The organism is Streptomyces similanensis, from assembly GCF_039543625.1.
In the GTDB taxonomy this organism is placed as follows: domain Bacteria; phylum Actinomycetota; class Actinomycetes; order Streptomycetales; family Streptomycetaceae; genus Streptomyces; species Streptomyces similanensis.
The window spans coordinates 87,475-106,218 of record NZ_BAABKC010000002.1; the positions used below are offsets into that span (position 1 = coordinate 87,475).

The following is an 18,744-nucleotide window of genomic DNA, read 5'->3' on the forward strand; positions in this document are numbered from 1 at the left end:
GCCTCCCGTCACGAAGCCCGCCGCGCGTCTCGGCAGCCTCGCCCTCACTCCCCCCGGGCGAACGTGCGCCGGTACTCGCTCGGTGTCGTGCCGAGAATGCGCTGGAAGTGCAGCCGCAGATTCGCGCCGGTGCCCAGGCCGACGTCCGCGGCGATCTGCTCCACGCTCCGCTCGGAGCGTTCGAGCAGCTCACGGGCGACGTCGACACGGGCCCGCATGACCCACTGCATCGGCGTGTACCCGGTGTCCTCCACGAAGCGCCGCGAGAACGTGCGCGGTGACACGGCCGCGTGCCGGGCCAGCACGTCGAGGGTGAGCGGCTCGCCGAGCCGGTGCAGCGCCCACTCGCGGGTGGCGGCGAACCGCTCGCCCAGCGGCTCGGGCACGCTGCGCGGCACGTACTGCGCCTGACCGCCGCTGCGGTAGGGCGCGGCGACGAGCCGCCGTGCCGCGTGGTTGGCGGCGGCCACCCCGAGATCGCCGCGCAGGATGTGCAGGCACAGGTCGATGCCGGAGGCCGCGCCGGCCGAGGTCAGCACGCTGCCCTCGTCCACGAACAGCACATGTTCGTCCACCCGCACGAGCGGGTGCTTGGCCGCGAGCGCCGCCGAGTAGTGCCAGTGGGTCGTGGCGCGCCTGCCGTCCAGCAGGCCGGTGGCGGCGAGCGCGAACGCGCCCGTCGAGATGGCGGCCAGTCGCGCACCCCGGCCATGGGCGGCGCGCAGCGCGTCGACCACTGGTGGCGGCGGGTCGTCGCGGTCCGGGAAGCGGTAGCCGGGGAGGAAGACGAGGTCCGCCCACTCCAGAGCCTCCAGACCGTGGGCGACGTGGTAGGACAGGCCGTCGCCGCCGGTCACCAGACCGGGCGCGGCCCCGCACACCCGTACCTCGTACGGCATGCTCGCCCGCGTGGTGAACACCTGCGCCGGGATCCCCACGTCGAGCGGTTTCGCGCCCTCCAGCACGAGAACGGCGACGCGGCGCGGGGCGGGGGCGGACACGGGACCAGGGTACGCGGGCGCTTCGCGGCGGCCCGGCGACCGCCCCGCCGGGCCGCCGCACGCTTATTGACAGGCGCACCGACCACCCCCTAACAATATGGGAGCGCTCCCACGCCTGTATCGCTCCTCCGGAGCGCCCGCACGCAGCACATCCCGCCGACCTCCCCGCGACGAAGGTGAGAACCGCCGTGCACGCTGCCGCACCGCACGACCGCAGACCGACGGGCCGGCCGCCCCGCACGCGGCTGCGCGGGCCGGGACCCGTCCGCCGGGCCCTGGCCGCCGGGGCGGTGGCCGCCGCCCTGCTGGCCACCGCCGCCCGGCTCCCGGCCGCCGCGGCCGACGCGACCACCCTGCCCGGCGCGATCGCCGCGGCCGACGAGCCGGCCGCCGTAGACGTCACCGTCAACGCCGACCAGGGCCTCGGCACCCTCCCGGACACCGCCTACGGGCTCAACAGCGCGATCTGGGACGCGCACATGAACACCCCCGACACCCAGGACCTGGTCAAGGCCGCCGGCATCGGCATGCTGCGCTACCCGGGCGGCAGCTACGGCGACATCTACCACTGGCAGACGCACACCGCGCCCGGCGGCTACGTCGCCCCCGGCACCGACTTCGACTCCTTCATGGGCACCGTCCAGAAGGCCGGCGCCCAGCCCATCCTGATCGCGAACTACGGCTCGGGAACGCCCGAGGAGGCGGCCGGCTGGGTGCGGTACGCCAACGTGACCAAGAAGTACGGCGCGAAGTTCTGGGAGGTCGGCAACGAGCTGTACGGCAACGGGCATTACGGCTCGGGCTGGGAGACCGACGAGCACGCCGACCGCTCCCCCGCCGCCTACGCGCACGGCGTCCTCGACTACATCTCCGCGATGAAGGCGGTCGATCCGACGATCAAGGTCGGCGCGGTGCTCACCACCCCGGGCAACTGGCCGGACGGCGTGGTGGCCGACGGCGACGGCGCGGACTGGAACCACACGGTCGTCCCGCTCGTGGCGGGCAAGGCCGATTTCGTGATCGTGCACTGGTATCCGGGCGGCTCGGACGCGGCCGGCATGCTCACCACGCCCTCCCAACTGGCGGGCGAACTACAGCAGCTGCGGGCCGAGCTGGCCGCGGCGGGCGCGGCGGACACGCCGATCGCGCTGACGGAGACCAACTCCAACGTGCTGATGGACACCCAGCCCAACGCGCTGTTCGCCGCCGACACGTATCTCACCGCGCTGGCCAACGGAGTGTTCACGGTGGACTGGTGGGACACCCACAACGGCGCCGGCACGATCTCCACGGCTCCGGACGGAGCCACCGACTACGGCGACATGGGGCTGCTGTCCAGCGGAGGCTGCACCGGTTCGGTCTGCGAGCCGCCCGTCAACACGCCCTTCCCGCCGTACTACGGCATCCAGATGCTCAGCCACGCCGGCCGTCCCGGCGACCAGCTCGTCAACGCGGGCACGGACGACCCGCTGGTGGCCGCGCACGCGGTACGGCAGGCGGACGGGGACCTGAGCGTGCTGCTGATCAACAAGGACCCCTCGGCGTCGCACACCGCGCGGCTGCGCCTGAGCGGTTTCACGGCGGACGGCTCGCCCGCCGACGTGGCGGTCTTCCGCGACCGGGGCTCCGCCATCGAGACCGGCACGGGCGACGGCTCGTCCCGGACGCTGCCGCCCTACTCGATCACCACGCTCACCCTGCACCCCCGCGGCGGCACCGCCGCCGCCGTGGGCCCGCCGCGGTCGCCGAAGGTCACTTCGGTCACCGACACCACCGCGACGCTGTCGTGGTCGCCGTCCACCGGCGGCGCCCCGGTCCGCTACGAGGTCTACCGGCAGCAGGGCACCACCAGCGAGCTGCTGACCGGCACGAACGCCACCTCGGCGACCGTGCGCAACCTGACCCCGGGCGCCACGTACACGCTCAACGTCCTGGCCCGGGACGCCGACGGACGGCTGTCGCGCGCCTCGGACCCGGTGACGGTGCGCACCACGTCGCCCGCGACCTCGACCTGCGAGGTGGCCTACCGGCTCACCGGGGGCTGGGGCAGCGGCTTCAACGCCCAGGTCACGGTCACCAACACCGGGCCGAACCCGATCGACGGCTGGACCCTCGCGTACTCCTTCCCGGACAACGGGGTCTCGGTGACCGGGTACTGGAACGCCAAGGTCGCCCAGTCCGGCCGGAACGTGATCGCGACGCCGGTGGCGTACAACGCCACTCTGGCCGCGCACGGCGGCAACTCGGTGTCCTTCGGCTTCACCGGCGCCAACTCGGGCGCGTACTCGGCGCCGACGGTGTTCACCCTCAACGGCACCGTCTGCACGACGACTTGACCCAGGCGGGTGATGCGGGGGCGGGCGGCTTCGGTCGCGCGCCCCCGCCTCGTCGGGTCCGCTCAGTCGGCCGGCGTCGCGGCGGCCTCCTTCTCCCCGGTGACGATGCGGCGGATCGTCTCCAGCGGCAGCTTCGGCGAACCGTCCGGGAAGAGCAGGCCGTTGGTCTCCTGGGCGGTGTCCATGAACTGGGTGTAGCAGAAGCCCGCGACGACGGAGCTGGAGCGCAGCGCGGCGAACAGGTCGCCGAGCAGCGCGGCGTACTGGGTGTCGGAGCTGGTCCGGGTGTAGGAGAAGTCGTCCGCGTCGGCGCGCAGCGACAGGCCGCCGAACTCGGTGATCATCAGCGGTGCGTCGCCCGCCGCGTAGCGCTCGGTCTGCCGCCGGGTGACCGCCAGCGTCCGCCCCTGCGGGCCCGGGCCGGCCAGCACCGCGTCGAAGGCGGCGGCGTCGCCGTAGCGGTGGGTGAGCTCGTCGGGGTCGGAGGAGTAGTCGTGCACGCCGAGGATGTCGCTGTCGGTGTGCTCCCAGCCCTCGTTGGACAGGACCGGCCGGGTGGGGTCGAGGGCGCGGGTGAGGCTGGCCAGGGCGAGGGAGTAGTGGCACTGCGCGGCGTCGTGCGGGATCTCGGAGGCGCCCCAGCTCTCGTTGACCGGCACCCAGGTGACGATGGAGGGGTGGCTGCGGTCGCGCCGGACCAGCTCCAGCCATTCGCGGGTGAACAACTCCACTGCGTACGGGCCGAATTCGTAGGCGGCCGGGGCCTCGCCCCACACCAGCAGGCCGAGCCGGTCGGCCCAGTACAGGAAGCGGGGGTCCTCGGCCTTCTGGTGGATGCGGACCGCGTTGAAGCCCATGGCCTTGATCAGCTCCACCTCGCGGCGCAGCTCGTCGGTGCCGGCGTTGGCGAGGTGGGTGTCGGTGCGGTAGCCCTGGTTGAGCACCGAACGGACGTAGTAGGGGCGGTCGTTGAGCAGGAAGGCGCCCTGGCCGACGCCGGTCTCGCGCACTCCGACGTAGCTGTCGACGGTGTCGAGGACGGTCGAGGTGGCGGCGTCGCGCACGGTGACCCGGGCGTCGAGCAGGGTGGGCCGCTCGGGGCTCCACAGCAGGTCCTCGCGGTCGATGCCGTTGCGCAGCGCGGGGACGACGAGGTCGACGCGGCTGCGCGGGGTGCGGACGGTGGTGGTGCTCTCGGCGAGCACCTCTCCGTCGTGGCTCAGCACGATGTCGACGGCCAGCGGGGCGCCGGGGGTCTCGGCGAGGGTGATCTCGGCGAGGACGCCGCGTGCCGGGTCGGGGAGCCAGGCCAGGTCGGTGATGTGCTGGGCGGTGACGGTCTCGGTCCACACGGTCTGCCAGATGCCGGTGGTGCGGTCGTACCAGACGGCGTGCGGCCGGTCCTGCCAGTCCTGCTTGCCGCGCGGCTGGGCGAGGTCGGCGGGGTCGTCCTCGGCGCGGACGACGAGGACGTGCTCGTCGGCGCCGGGGCGCAGCGCGTCGGTGACGTCGGCGGTGAACGGGCTGTGTCCGCCGGTGTGTTCGGCGACGAGCCGGCCGTCGAGCCAGACCTTCGCGCGGTGGTCGACGGCCCCGAAGTGCACCAGCGCCCGGTCGCCGTCGCCGGCGGCGAGCAACGTGTGGGGGATGCCGCGGCGGTACCAGACCACCCGGTGCGGGTCGGTCTCGCCGATGCCGGAGGCGGGGGCCTCGGGCGGGAACGGGACGGTGATCCGCCGGTCGAAGGCGTCGGCCGCGCCCTCGGCGAACCACGCCTCGCGCTCGCCGGCGCCCTCGTCGTCGTAGGCGAAGTCCCAGACGCCGTCGAGGCTGTGCCACCGCTCCCGGCGCAGGATCGGCCTCGGATACGTCCCGTCCTGCTCGCTCGCCCTCACGAGTCCTCCTTCTGCCGTTTCCGGCATGCCGGGCATGCGCCGGCACAACGGATATCGGCGCTGATCGGTGTGTTCAGAATCGAAGCCCTGTCATCATGAGTGTTCGTTTGCATCGATGCAAGGCCCGATGGAGGGTGCGGGGGAGGGCGCGGCTCTCCGCCCGGGCCGCGGGTGCGGCAGACTCGGGGGGCCGACTCGACGGGAAGGAGGCCGCAAGTGGCCAGGGTGCGGATGCGGGATGTGGCCGAGCACGCCGGCGTCTCGGTGCGGACGGTGTCGAACGTGGTCAGCGGCTATCCGCATGTGAGCCCGGACACCCGCGCCAAGGTGCAGCGCTCGCTGGACGAGCTGGGTTACCGGATGGACTACCTGGCGCGCGGCCTGCGGTCGGGCCGTACCGGGTTCATCGCGCTGGCGGTGCCCTACCTCGCCGAGCCGTACTTCGCCGAGCTGGCCCAGGCCGTCATCCGGGCCGCCGGGCGGCGCGGGATCACGGTGCTGGTGGAGGCGACGGCGGGCGACAGCGAGGTGGAGCGGCGCATCCTGGACGGCGGTCTGACCAACGTGGCCGACGGGGTGCTGCTGAGCGCGCTGACCGTGCCGGCGGCCGACGTCGGCGCGCGCACGCCCGACTTCCCGCTGGTCATGCTGGGCGAGCACAGCGTGGGCGACCAGTTCCCGCGGGTCGGCATCGACAACGTGGCGGCGGCCCGCACGGCGGTGGGACACCTGGTGGAGCAGGGCTGCCGCAGGATCGTGGCGCTGGGGCAGAACGGCAGCGAGAACGGCCGCCAGCGCACCGAGGGCTACCGGCAGGCGATGTCGGCGGCCCGGGTACGGCGGGTGAACTGGCTGGTCGTGCCGGTCGAGGACTGGACCAGGGAGCAGGGCTTCGCGGCCGTGCGGGAACTGCTGGAGGGCGACGGCCCGTTGCCCGACGCGGTCTTCGCCTTCAACGACGCGCTGGCGGTGGGCGCGCTGCGGGCGCTGGACGCCTCCGGGGTGCGGGTGCCCGAGGACGTCGCGGTGGCCGGCATCGACGACATCCAGGAGGCGGCGTACACCCACCCGCCGCTCACCTCCATCGCCCCGGACCTGGATGTGATCGCAGAGCGGGCGCTCGCCCTGCTGGAGGAGCAGTCCGGGACGTCGGCGGGGCCCGGGGAGCCGGGGGCGCCGGTCGCCGCGGCGGCGCAGGAGGCGACGCCGTTCCGGCTGGTGGTGCGCGCGTCCTCGCGCTGGCGGTCGGCGGGACGGTGAGCGGCGCGGGGCGCGCGGCGCGTCGGGCGCGGGCCCGCTGACGGGGGCGGCCGGCTTCTTGCCGGCCACCTATTGCATCGTTGCAAATCGTGTGCCAAGGTCTGCGCCATCGAGTTCACATCGAATTAACGAGGTGAATACCCCCATGAGCGGAGCGATGGCACGCCGTCGGTTCCTGGCCCTTGGCGGTGGTCTTGCCCTGACCGGAGGGCTCGCGGCGTGCTCCTCCCCGCTCGCGTCCGGCCTGACGGGCTCGCAGCCGAACACCGCGGACGTCATCTTCTGGAATCTGTTCACCGGTGGTGACGGCGCCAACATGGTGCTGATGGAGGACGCCTTCCGCAAGGCGAATCCCGGCACCTCGGTCGAGGCGACCATCCTGGGCTGGGGCAATCCGTACTACACGAAACTGGCGCTGGCCACGGCGAGCGGCACACCCCCGGACGTCGGCATCACCCACCTGTCCCGGCTGCCGCTGCTGGCCGCCTCCGGCCTGCTGGAACCGATCGGGAACACCGGGGCCACCGAGCTGGGCGTCACCGAGGACCGGTTCACACCCGCGGCCTGGAAGAAGGCCACCGTGGACGGCACCGCGTACGCGGTCCCCCTGGACACCCACCCCTTCGTCCTCTACTACAACGTGGACCTGGCGAAGAAGGCCGGGCTGCTCGACGCGTCCGGCGACGGCCTGGTCCCGCTCAAGGGCAAGGAGGACTTCCTCCACGCCGTGAAGGCGATGAAGGAGACGGCCGGCGCCCAGTACGGGGCGGTGATGTCGATCACCGCGGACCCGTCGACGGCCTGGCGCTACTTCAGCATGATCTACTCCGGCCTGGCCGGCCCGGTCGTCACGGACTCCGGTACGAAGGTCGACCTCGACGGCGAGGCGGTGCGGGAGACGGTCTCCTTCATGCAGAGCCTCACCGCGGGCGGCCTGATGCCGAAGAACCTCACCGGTTCCGGCGCCAACGCCCTGTTCAGCACGGGCAAGGCCGGCTTCCTCTTCGACGGCGAGTGGCAGATCCCCTCCTACCGGCTGGTCAAGAGCCTGCGCTTCAACGTCGTGCCGTTCCCGGCGCTGCTCGGGCCGAAGCCGGTGGCGTACGCCGACTCGCACGCGCTGGTCGTCCCGCGCAGCGGCAAGCGCTCGGACGCCCGCACCCGCACCGCGGCCGAGTTCATCAAGAGCCTGCTCGACCACAGCGCCGTCTGGGCCGAGGGCGGGCACATCCCGGCCTGGCTGCCCACCCAGCGCAGCAAGGCGTTCCTCGACCAGTCGCCGCAGCGCAACTACGTCCAGGCCGCCTTCAACGCCCAGTACGACCCGGTGGCCTGGTACACCGGCGCGGGCTCGGACTTCCAGAGCGTCGTGGGCGGAACCGTCATCGAGGCCCTCGCCGGGCGGATCTCGCCCCAGGGCATGGTCCCCAGCATGCGCTCCGCCCTGAAGCGGTACACCACGGCCCGACCGCCGGTCACGATGAAGTAGGAGGCAGCCACCATGACGACCGTCGTCCCGACGCGACCGGCACCCGCGGCGTCCGCAACGACCCCGCCCGCCGACCGGCCGCCCCGTTCCGAACGCCGGGCCGGTGCGCTGCTCACCGCCCCCTTCCTCGTGATCTATCTGCTGTTCCTGATCGGCCCGCTGCTCGTGGGCGTGGTGCTGAGCTTCTTCAACACCACCACCGTCAAGAGCGGGCTCGGCGACTTCGTCGGCCTGGCCAACTACCGCGAGGTGATCACCGACTCCCTGTTCTGGGACGCCATGTGGCACTCGGTGCTCTTCACCCTGCTGACCACGCCCCCGCTGGTGATCCTCGCCCTGGTCGTCGCCATCCTCGCCTCCCGGATGCGGCGCGGCCGGGTCTTCTACCGGGTGGCGTTCTTCGCGCCGTACGTCGTGCCGTCGTCCGTGGTCGCGCTGATCTTCCTGTGGATGTACACCCCGCAGATCGGACTGCTGCCGAAGCTGTTCGGCTCGGTCGGACTGCCGGTGCCCGACTTCATCGGCAGCACCTCGGGCGGCTGGACCGCCGTGACGCTGATGACCCTGTGGTGGACCTTCGGCTTCAACTTCGTCCTCTACACCGCCGGCATCCAGGACGTGCCGCCGGACGTGTACGAGGCGGCGGCCATCGACGGGGCGAGCCCCTGGCAGCAGATCCGGCACATCACGGTGCCGCTGCTCGCCCGGACCACGAGCCTGGTCCTCATCCTCCAGATCCTGGCCTCCCTGAAGGTCTTCGACCAGATCTACCTGCTGCTGGCCGGCGGCCCGAACCAGTCCACCCGACCCGTCATCGAGTACATCTACGACACCGGCTTCACCTCGTACCGGGGCGGCTACGGCGCCGCCGCCACCATGGTCTATTTCGTCGTCATCGTCGCGGTGTCGGCGGCCTGGTACGGGCTGCGGCGCCGGCGCGCGAACAGCACCGCGGCCTGAGCGGAGGACCCATGACCACCATCGACACCCATCCCACGGCCGCCGCGCGGCGGGACGCGCCGGCCGTCAACGGCGCGAAACTCTTCAACCGGCTGTGCGCCGTGTGCCTGACCCTGTTCGCCCTGATCTGGCTGGTGCCCTTCGCCTGGGCGCTGATCACCTCGCTGCGCTCGGACGGCTCGATCACCCAGAACCCGACCTCGCCGTTCGCCGGCGGCTGGTCCCTGCACGCCTACTCCTACGCGTGGGACAACTACCCGATCGGCACCTGGTACCTCAACAGCCTGGTCATCTCCACCCTCGCCGTCGTGTTCACGGTGGCGTTCTGCTCGATGGCGGGCTTCGCGCTGGCCTTCCTGCGCTACCGCGGCCGGGCCGCGGTCATGGCGCTGGTCGCGGCGGGACTGATGCTGCCGAGCGAGGCGCTGGTGCTGCCGCAGTTCATCGAGTACCGCTCCTTCCACCTGCTCGGCACCTTCTGGGCGCTGATCCTGCCGTCGGTGGCCGCGCCGGTCTCGGTCTTCGTCTTCCAGGCGTTCTTCCGGGGCATCCCGATGCCGCTGATCGAGGCCGCGCGCATCGACGGGGCGAGCTGGTGGCGGGTGTACGCGACGGTGTGCATGCCGATCTGCCGGCCGGCCCTGTCCACGGTCGCGATCCTCACCTTCATCACCTCCTGGAACTCCTTCCTGTGGCCCCTGCTGGTCCTCAACCAGACCAAGTCGCAGACCATCCCCGTCGGCCTGGCCTCCCTGGTGAACAACACCAACATCCAGTACGCCGAGGTCATGGCCTCCTCCGTCCTCGGCTTCCTGCCCCTCATCGCGGTCTTCCTGGTCTTCCAGCGCCAGATCACGCAGGGGATCGCGACGACGGGAATCAAGTGACGGCGGTCGAGTAGGGCACGACCGGTCGTGAGCGGGACACGACCGGTCGTCCTGAACAAAGGTGCGGGTGTTGCTCATTGACAACGCGTACGCCCCGTTCCCATACTTGACGCACCGTCAGAAACGCGTCGCGCCGACGCTCTTCCGCCGCCGGCGCCGTCCGCTGAGGAGCACGTGCTCGTGCGCCACTTCGATCTCGTAGTGATCATCGTCTACCTCGTCGCGATCGCCTGGCTGGGCCTGCGACTGTCCGGGCGGCAGCGCACCGCGACGGAGTACTTCGTCGGCGAGGGCCGGATGCCCTGGTGGACCGTGTGCTTCTCGGTGGTGGCCACGGAGACCAGCGTCCTCACCGTGATCAGCGTCCCCGGCGGCGCCTACGGCGGCCAGGCCTTCGGCAACGTCGAACTCGCCCTCGGCTACGTCATCGGCCGGGTCGCCGTCGCCACACTGCTCATCCCGCTCTACAAGCGCGGCGGCTTCGTCAGCGCCTACGCGTATCTGGGGGACCGTTTCGGCCCGCTGCTGCAAGGGCTGGCCTCCGTCACCTTCGTGATCACCCGGCTGCTCGCGGAGGGCGTCCGCCTGTTCGCCTCGGCCATTCCGATCAAGCTGCTGCTGGACGAGCTGGGCGTCGGCGCCGGCTACCGGACGATCATCGTCGCGGTCACCGCCGTCACCGTGCTCTACACCTACCTCGGCGGCATCAAGGCGGTCATCTGGACCGACGCCGTGCAGATGCTGCTCTATCTCGGCGGCGCCGTCCTCGCGATCGCGGTGCTGTCCGGACACGTCGGAGCCCAGGGTTTCGGCGACGCCCTGCACAGCGGCCATTTCCGGGTCTTCGACACCGACTTCTCCCTCAGCCACGTCCTGACCAACTCCTTCGCCCTGCCGACGGCGATCCTCGGCGGCGCCGTCTTCGCCATGGCCAGCCACGGCTCGGACCAGCTGATCGTCCAGCGCATCCTGGCCACCCGCTCGCTGCGCGACAGCCAGAAGGCGATGATCGGCTCGGGTGTCTTCATCACCGTCCAGTTCGCCGCGTTCTCCCTGGTCGGCGCACTGCTGTGGGCGTACGACGACGGCCGTTCCGTCACCGACCTCGGGCTGCGCAGCTCGGACGACCTCTACCCCGACTTCATCCTGCACGGCCTGCCCGTCGGCATCTCGGGCCTGCTGGTGGCGGGCATCCTGGGCGCGGCGATGGGCTCGCTGTCCTCCGCCCTCAACTCGATGTCCAACTCGACCGTCTCCGACCTGTTCCGCGCCCTCCTCGGACGCGCACCCGCCGAGGACACCATGCTGCGGCTGGCGCGGGCGATGACGCTGGTGTGGGCGGTGCTGATGGCGGTCTTCGCCTGCGCGTTCAGCACCAGCACGGGCAACGTGTACCTCACCGGCCTGACCATCGCCGGCTACACCTACGGCGCCCTGCTCGGCGCCTTCCTGCTGGGCCGGCTCGTCAAGCGGGCCAACGAGACGGACTCCCTGGTGTCGTTCGTGGTGACGGTGGCGGTGATGACGTATGTCGTACGCGGCGTGAAGATCGACACGCAGGTCGCGGGGACGACCGTGGCCGCCGGCATCGCCGCGCAGTGGCTCGTGCCGATCGGCGTGCTCCTCACGCTGGCCGTGGGCGGCACGATGAGTCTCTTCCACCGCCCGCCGACAGCCGCCCCGGCAACCGGCGGCGGCGACGAGCCGGGCGCGGCCGAGGGAACCCGGCCGCGGAGCGCCCCGTCCCGCTGAGCCGGCCCCTTCGTCCTCCCGCACGGAGACAGCATGCGTGTGATCGGCCTCATGTCCGGCACCTCCTACGACGCCATCGAAGCCGCCGCGGCCGAACTGCGGCTCGACGGAGACGAGTTGGTGATGACGGTGCTCGGCGCCCGCAGCCTGCCCTGGCCGCGGGAGACGCGCGACGGCATCGCGGCCGTCCTGCCGCCCGCCGCGACGACCGTCGAGGCCGTCTGCCGGCTGGACACCCTCATCGGCCGGGCCTTCGCCGACGCCGCCGGGCAAGCCGTGCGCACGCTGTGCTCCGGCGCCGCCGATCTGGTGGTCTCGCACGGGCAGACCGTCCACCACTGGGTCGAGGACGGCACGGTCCGCGGCACCCTGCAACTCGGCCGCCCCGCCTGGATCGCGGAGGCCACCGGCCTGCCCGTGGTCTCCGACCTGCGCAGCCGCGACGTCGCCGCGGGCGGCCAGGGCGCCCCGCTGGTCAGCGCGGTCGACACACTGCTGCTGCGCGGCCGCCCGGGTGTGGCCGCCGCGCTCAACCTGGGCGGCATCGCCAACGTGACCGTCGTCCCGCGCACCGCCGACCCGGTCGCCTTCGACACCGGCCCGGCCAACGCGCTGCTCGACGCCGCCGTACGGCACTTCAGCGGGGGCGCCCGCCACTACGACGAGGACGGGCGCGGCGCGGCGGCCGGCCGGGTGGACGCCGCGCTGCTGGCCCTGCTCCTGGACGAGCCGTACTACCGGCGGCCCGCCCCGAAGACCACGGGCAAGGAGTTGTTCCACCTGCCCTACCTGCTGGACGCGCTCGCCGCCCGGCCCGTCCTCGAACTCGCCGACATGCTCGCCACGTTGACCCGGCTCACCGCGGTGACCGTCGCCGACGCCTGCCGCGCCCACCGCGTCACCGAACTCGTCGTCTCCGGCGGCGGCGCGCGCAACCCGGTACTGCTGCGCGCGATCGGCGCCGAACTGCCCGGCGTACGGGTCCTGACCAGCGACGCCGTAGGGCTGCCCGCCGATGCCAAGGAGGCGCTCGCCTTCGCCGTGCTGGGCTTCCTCACCGTGCACGGGCTGCCCGCCACCGTGCCCTCGTGCACCGGGGCCCGGCACGCCTCCCTGCTCGGCTCCCTCACCCCCGGCGCCGCGCCTCCGCGCCTTCCCCCTCCGGCCGCCGTCGCGCCGACGCGGCTGCGGATCGTCCCCGCCGCAGCGCGGTGACCCGACCGGTCGACTTCCCACCCGCTTGGAGGATCGAGTGACCCGCCCCAGCCGAACGTCCGCCCGCCGCATCCTGGCCGCCGCCCTGTGCGCCGCCGCCCTCACCCTCGGCGCGGCCTCCCCCGGCGTCGCCGCCCACCGGTCGCCCGCCCCCGGACACCCTGCCCCGCCGGTGCCGCTGCGGGTGGCGACGTACAACATCCACGCCGGAGCCGGCGAGGACGACGTCTTCGACCTCGACCGCACCGCCCGCGCGATCCGCGACCTGGACGCCGACGTGATCGGCCTCCAGGAGGTCGACGTGCACTGGGGCGAGCGCAGCGGCTTCACCGACGAGGCACGGGAGCTGGCCCGGCGCCTGCGCATGCATGTCTTCTTCGCCCCCGTCTACGACCTGCCGCCGGCCGCCGGGCACACCCAGCGGCAGCGGTTCGGTGTCGCGGTGCTCAGCCGCCTGCCGGTGGTCGGCGCCGAGAACCACGAGATCACCCGGCTCTCCACCCAGTCCCCCGACCCCGTGCCGGCGCCCGCGCCCGGCTTCGCCGAGGTCACGGTCCGGGCCCGCGGCACGCTGGTGCACGTCTACGCGACCCACCTCGACTACCGCCCCGACCCGTCGGTCCGCCGCACCCAGGTCGACGACATGCTGAACGTCCTGGCCGAGGACCACGGGCCGAAGATCCTCGTCGGTGACTTCAACGCCGAACCCGGCGCACCCGAGCTGGCGAAACTGTGGGGACCGCTGAGCGACGCCGCCCCGGACGCCGGAGACACGTATCCCGTGCTCGCCCCGGTCAAGCGCATCGACGTGATCGCCGTCTCCCCCGAGGTCGCCGTCTCCGGCGCCCGTACCGCCGACACGGCGGCCTCGGACCACCGGCCGGTCGTCGCCGATGTGCTGCTGCGCGGGCACGCTTCCTGAACCGCGCCCACGTACGGGGGCTGCCGCAGGTGCGGGCGGCAGCCTTCGTACGCACGCGCCGCAGCACCCTTGCCACACCGCCCGTCACTGATCCATGCTCGGCGGCGTGTGGACGCCCCAGGAACCCGACGCCGCCCCCGCCCCCTCGCCCTCCCCCGCCGCGCTGCCGCCGGGCCGCCCGGCCGACGAACTGCTCGCCGAGCTGCGCGCACTGCGCGCCGGTGACGCCCCGACCCGGGGCGGCCGCACGTTCGCCTACGTCTACGACGCGGGACTGCCCGGTCTGGACGATCTGGCCGCCGCCGCGTACGGGACGTACGCGACCGTCAACGGCCTGGACCCCACGGTCTTCCCGAGCGTGGCGCGGCTGGAGAACGACCTGGTGGGCGCGGTCGCCGCGATGCTCGGGACCCCCGGCGCGCAGGGCTCCTTCACCAGCGGCGGCACCGAGTCGGTCCTGCTCGCCGTGAAGGCGGCCCGCGACCACGCCCGCGCCGAACGAGGCGTCACCCGGCCCCAGTTGGTGCTGCCGTCGACGGCGCACGCGGCCTTCCACAAGGCCGCCCACTATCTGGGCCTGGAGGCGGTGGTGGTCCCGGTCGACCCGGTGAGCTTCCGTGCCCCGGCCGAGGCCGTCGCGGCCGCGCTGACCGACCGGACGGCGCTGGTGGTGGCGTCGGCGCCGTCCTACGCGCACGGTGTGCTGGACCCGGTGGCCGACATCGCGGCGGCCGCCGCCGCGCGCGGGATCCTGTGCCACGTGGACGCCTGCATCGGCGGCTGGTTCCTGCCGTTCCTGCGCCGAACGGGCCGTGAGGTGGAGCCGTTCGACCTCTCGGTGCCGGGGGTGACGTCCCTCTCCGTGGACCTGCACAAGTACGGCTACGCGGACAAGGGGGCCTCCGTGATCCTGTACCGGGACGCGGAGTTGCGCCGCCACCAGTACTTCGCGCACGCGGGCTGGCCCGGCTATCCGGTGGTCAACCCGACCGTGCAGGGCACCAAGTCCGCCGGACTGCTGGCCCAGGCGTGGGCGGTGCTGCGGCACATCGGCGAGGACGGGTACACCGAGCTGGCCGGGCGGATCGCGGACGCCGCCGACCGGCTGGTCCCGGCGCTGCGCGCCCTGCCCGGCGTACGGGTCCTGGGCGAACCGGCGGGTTCCCTGGTGGCGTTCACGGTGACCGGGGCGGACGGCGCACCGGACCTCGGCCGGGTGCTGCACCTGGCGGACGCGATGCGCGAGCGCGGCTGGTACCTCCAACCGCAGCTCTCCTTCGGCCCGTTGCCGCCCAACCTGCACCTGACGCTGACCCCGGCCACCGGCGACCGGGTGGAAGCGCTGCTGGCGGATCTCGCGGACGCGGTGAAGGCCGTCCGCGCGAGCGAACCCACCGCTCCCGACCCGGCGTTGGCCGAGTTCGCCGCCGGACTCGATCCCGACCGCCTCGGCCCGCAGGAGGTCGCCGCGGTGCTCGCCTTCGCGGGCCTCGACGGTGACGGCCCGCTGCCCACCCGGATGGCGCCGGTGCTGATGCTCCTGGACGCGCTTCCGGTCCGGCTGAAGGAGCGGCTGCTGGCGGAGTTCATCGGCTCGCTGTTCCGCGTCTGAGCCGGCTCGCGGTCCGGCCGCCACCGGCGCGGACGTGCCGCCTAGGCTGCGCACATGAACGCACAGCCCTACCTCTCCCAACTGTTCTCGCTCGACGGCCGGGTCGCCCTGGTGACCGGGGGCAGCTCCGGCATCGGCCGGGCCATCGCCGGGGCGCTGGCCCGGGCCGGGGCCGGCGTGGTGGTCGTGGCCCGCAGGGAGGACCAACTGATCGCCACGATCGATGAGTTGACCTCCGAGGGCTGCCGGGCGGGCTGGGTCAGCGGTGACCTCGGCAGCCGCGACGGAGTGCGCGCGGCGGCCGAGGCGGCGGCCGCGGTGTTCGGCGAGCCGGACATCCTCGTCAACTCCGCCGGCGTCAACCTGCGCCCGCCGATGGACGAGTTGGGCGAGGACGTGTGGGACACCACCATGACGGTGAACCTGGAGGCGCCGTTCCTGCTGGGGCAGCGCTTCGGACCCGGCATGGCCGAACGCGGCTTCGGCCGGATCATCCACGTCACCTCCCAGCAGGCGCACCGGGCGTTCGTGCGGAGCGGCGCGTACGGCGTCTCCAAGGGGGCGCTGGAGTCACTCGCCCGCTCCCAGGCCGAGGCGTGGTCGCCGTACGGCGTCACCTGCAACACCCTCGTGCCGGGCTTCGTGATGACGCCGCTGAACGCGCGGCTGTCCTCCGACCCGGAGAAGGTGGCCGCACTCGCCGAACGCACGATGGTCGGCCGCAACGGCCTGGCCGAGGACTTCGCGGGTGCGGCGGTATGGCTCGCCGGCCGCTCCTCGGCCTACGTCACCGGCCAGTCGATCTACGTGGACGGCGGCTTCTCCGTCCACTAGCACCTGTGCGCCGGACAGGTTCCGGGGCCGCCCGGTGCCGTCCCGTAGGTGCCGGTGGCCGGGGGACGATCCCGGCCACCGGGTGGGTCAGGCGCCGACGTACGCCGCCAGGTGTTCGCCGGTGAGGGTGGAGCGGGCCGCGACGAGGTCGGCCGGAGTGCCCTCGAAGACGACGCGGCCGCCGTCGTGGCCGGCGCCGGGACCCAGGTCGATGATCCAGTCGGAGTGCGCCATGACCGCCTGGTGGTGTTCGATGACGATGACGGACTTGCCGGAGTCGACCAACCGGTCGAGCAGGCCGAGCAGTTGCTCGACGTCCGCGAGGTGCAGTCCCGCGGTCGGCTCGTCCAGGACGTAGACGCCGCCCTGCTCCGCCATGTGCGTGGCCAGCTTCAGCCGCTGCCGCTCGCCACCGGAGAGCGTGGTGAGCGGCTGGCCGAGCGTGAGGTAGCCGAGTCCGACGTCGGCGAGCCGGCCCAGAACGCGGTGCGCGGCGGGTGTGCGCGCCTGGCCCGCGCCGAAGAACTCCTCGGCCTCGGTCACCGGCATCGCGAGCACCTCGCTGATGTCACGTCCGCCGAGACGGTACTCCAGCACCGAAGCGTCGAACCGCTTCCCCTCGCACTCCTCGCAGGTGACCGCCACCCCGGCCATCACCGCCAGATCGGTGTAGACGACGCCGGCGCCGTTGCAGGTGGGGCAGGCGCCCTCGGAGTTGGCACTGAACAGGGCCGGCTTGACGCCGTTGGCCTTGGCGAACGCCTTGCGGATCGGGTCGAGCAGTCCGGTGTACGTCGCCGGATTGCTGCGCCGGGAGCCGCGGATCGGGCTCTGATCGACCGTCACCACCTCCACCCCGGCCGCCCCACCGCCCAGCGACCCGTGCACGAGGGAGCTCTTGCCGGAACCCGCCACACCGGTGACCGCGCAGAGCACCCCGAGCGGGACGTCCACGTCCACGTCGCGCAGGTTGTGGGTGTGCGCACCGCGGATCTCCAGCCTGCCGGTGGGCTCGCGCACCGTCTCCTTCACGCCGGCGCGGTCGTCGAAGTGCCGGCCGGTGACGGTGCCGGAGCCGCGCAGTGCCTCGACGTCACCCTCGAAGCACACCGTTCCGCCCGCCGTGCCCGCGCCGGGGCCGAGGTCGACGACGTGGTCGGCGATCGCGACGACCTCCGGCTTGTGCTCCACGACGAGCACCGTGTTGCCCTTGTCGCGCAGCCGCAGCAGCAGGTCGTTCATCCGCTGGATGTCATGGGGGTGCAGACCCGTGGTGGGCTCGTCGAACACGTAGGTGGTGTCGGTGAGCGAGGAGCCGAGGTGGCGGATCATCTTCACGCGCTGCGCCTCGCCGCCGGACAGCGTGCCCGCGGGCCGGTCGAGCGAGAGGTAGCCGAGCCCGATCTCCACGAACGAGTCCAGGGTCTGCCGCAGGGTGGCGAGCAGCGGCGCCACGGACGGCTCGTCCAGGCCGCCGACCCATGCCGCCAGGTCGCTGATCTGCGCGGCGCAGGCGTCGGCGATGCTGCGCCCGTCGATCCGCGAGGACCGGGCGGCCGCGCTGAGCCGGGTACCGCCGCATTCGGGACAGTCGGTGAAGGCGACGGCCCGGTCCACGAACTCCCGGATGTGCGGCTGCATCGCCTCCCGGTCCTTGGCCAGCATCGACTTCCGGATCCGCGGGATTAGGCCCTCGTACGTCATGTTGATGCCGGCGATCTTCATCCGGGTCGGCTCGCGGTGCAGGAAGTCGTGCAGCTCGGTCTCGGTGAAGTCGCGGATCGGCTTGTCCGCGGGGTAGAGGCCGGACTCGCTGTAGAGCCGGTGGTTCCAGCCGCCGGCCTTGTAGCCGGGCACGGTGAGCGCGCCCTCGGCGAGCGACTTGGCGGCGTCGAAGAGCTGCACCGGGTCGAGGTCGGTGACCTGGCCGCGGCCTTCGCAGCGCGGGCACATGCCGCCGGTGATGCTGAACTCGCGCCGCTCCTTCACCTTCTTCCCGCCCCGTTCGACCGTGACCGCGCCGGCCCCGCTCAGAGAGGGGACGTTGAAGGAGAACGCCTTGGGCGAGCCGATGTGCGGCGTGCCGAGGCGGCTGAACAGGATCCGCAGCAGCGCGTTGGCGTCGGTGGCGGTGCCGACCGTGGAACGGGGGTCGGCGCCCATCCGCTGCTGGTCCACGATGATCGCGGTGGTGAGCCCTTCCAGCACGTCGACCTCGGGCCGGGCCAGCGTGGGCATGAAGCCCTGCACGAAGGCGCTGTAGGTCTCGTTGATCAGCCGCTGCGACTCGGCGGCGATGGTGCCGAACACCAGGGAGCTCTTGCCGGAGCCGGAGACGCCGGTGAACACCGTCAGTCGGCGCTTGGGGATCTCGATGCTGACGTCCTTGAGGTTGTTCACGCGGGCGCCGTGCACACGGATCACGTCGTGGCTGTCGGCGATGTGCCGCCCGGACGGCTGCCCGGAGGTCCGCAGGCCCGTCCTCGTGTCCGTGTTCATCGTCTCTCCATCCGTCGGGGCGGGCCCGCCTTCGTCGCGGATCTGTCGTCGGCGCCGGAGTCCGACCTTACTGACCCGCGCC

The 18,744-nt window shown here is 72.6% G+C and carries 13 protein-coding genes; 10 read left to right on the forward strand and 3 right to left on the reverse strand.

The genetic code is table 11. From position 1 onward, the window contains the following. Positions 1-44: 44 nt before the first annotated feature. Positions 45-1,001 (reverse strand): GlxA family transcriptional regulator, encoded by a 957-nt coding sequence (locus ABEB07_RS00875; protein ID WP_345666571.1) that lies wholly within the window; start codon positions 999-1,001, stop codon positions 45-47. 188 nt (positions 1,002-1,189) lie between these two features. Here ABEB07_RS00875 and ABEB07_RS00880 point away from each other — a divergent pair, with 188 nt between their 5' ends. Continuing rightward, on the forward strand, positions 1,190-3,337 hold the full coding sequence (locus ABEB07_RS00880) for a cellulose binding domain-containing protein (protein ID WP_345666572.1): 2,148 nt from the start codon (positions 1,190-1,192) through the stop codon (positions 3,335-3,337). A gap of 62 nt (positions 3,338-3,399) precedes the next feature. Here ABEB07_RS00880 and ABEB07_RS00885 read toward each other — a convergent pair whose 3' ends face one another. Next, the gene (locus ABEB07_RS00885; protein WP_345666573.1) at positions 3,400-5,232 is read right to left on the reverse strand and encodes a glycoside hydrolase family 2 protein; all 1,833 of its coding nucleotides are present in this window, start codon (positions 5,230-5,232) and stop codon (positions 3,400-3,402) included. Between the two features lie 231 nt (positions 5,233-5,463). Here ABEB07_RS00885 and ABEB07_RS00890 point away from each other — a divergent pair, with 231 nt between their 5' ends. From ABEB07_RS00890 to ABEB07_RS00930, 9 genes are all read left to right on the forward strand, one after another. Further along, entirely contained in the window at positions 5,464-6,492 is a 1,029-nt protein-coding gene (locus ABEB07_RS00890; protein WP_425588933.1) for a LacI family DNA-binding transcriptional regulator, read from the forward strand. A gap of 145 nt (positions 6,493-6,637) precedes the next feature. Next, positions 6,638-7,981, forward strand: coding sequence for an extracellular solute-binding protein (locus tag ABEB07_RS00895; protein WP_345666575.1), 1,344 nt, complete (start codon positions 6,638-6,640; stop codon positions 7,979-7,981). Between the two features lie 12 nt (positions 7,982-7,993). Next, positions 7,994-8,941 (forward strand): carbohydrate ABC transporter permease, encoded by a 948-nt coding sequence (locus ABEB07_RS00900; RefSeq protein WP_345666576.1) that lies wholly within the window; start codon positions 7,994-7,996, stop codon positions 8,939-8,941. An 11-nt stretch (positions 8,942-8,952) separates the two neighbouring features. Continuing rightward, complete coding sequence (locus ABEB07_RS00905) at positions 8,953-9,828, forward strand: carbohydrate ABC transporter permease (protein WP_164587504.1); 876 nt, start codon at positions 8,953-8,955, stop codon at positions 9,826-9,828. Between the two features lie 180 nt (positions 9,829-10,008). Next, positions 10,009-11,580: a sodium:solute symporter gene (locus ABEB07_RS00910; protein ID WP_345666577.1), complete on the forward strand. Its 1,572-nt coding sequence runs from the start codon at positions 10,009-10,011 to the stop codon at positions 11,578-11,580. Between the two features lie 33 nt (positions 11,581-11,613). Further along, positions 11,614-12,795, forward strand: a complete 1,182-nt coding sequence (locus ABEB07_RS00915) for an anhydro-N-acetylmuramic acid kinase (RefSeq protein ID WP_345666578.1) — start codon at positions 11,614-11,616, stop codon at positions 12,793-12,795. A 37-nt stretch (positions 12,796-12,832) separates the two neighbouring features. Then, positions 12,833-13,717, forward strand: coding sequence for an endonuclease/exonuclease/phosphatase family protein (locus tag ABEB07_RS00920; protein ID WP_345666579.1), 885 nt, complete (start codon positions 12,833-12,835; stop codon positions 13,715-13,717). Between the two features lie 94 nt (positions 13,718-13,811). Beyond that, entirely contained in the window at positions 13,812-15,329 is a 1,518-nt protein-coding gene (locus tag ABEB07_RS00925) for a pyridoxal phosphate-dependent decarboxylase family protein (protein ID WP_345666580.1), read from the forward strand. A 54-nt stretch (positions 15,330-15,383) separates the two neighbouring features. Then, positions 15,384-16,163 (forward strand): SDR family NAD(P)-dependent oxidoreductase, encoded by a 780-nt coding sequence (locus tag ABEB07_RS00930; protein ID WP_345666581.1) that lies wholly within the window; start codon positions 15,384-15,386, stop codon positions 16,161-16,163. Between the two features lie 87 nt (positions 16,164-16,250). Here ABEB07_RS00930 and ABEB07_RS00935 read toward each other — a convergent pair whose 3' ends face one another. Further along, entirely contained in the window at positions 16,251-18,662 is a 2,412-nt protein-coding gene (locus ABEB07_RS00935; RefSeq protein ID WP_345666582.1) for an excinuclease ABC subunit UvrA, read from the reverse strand. Positions 18,663-18,744 lie beyond the last annotated feature (82 nt).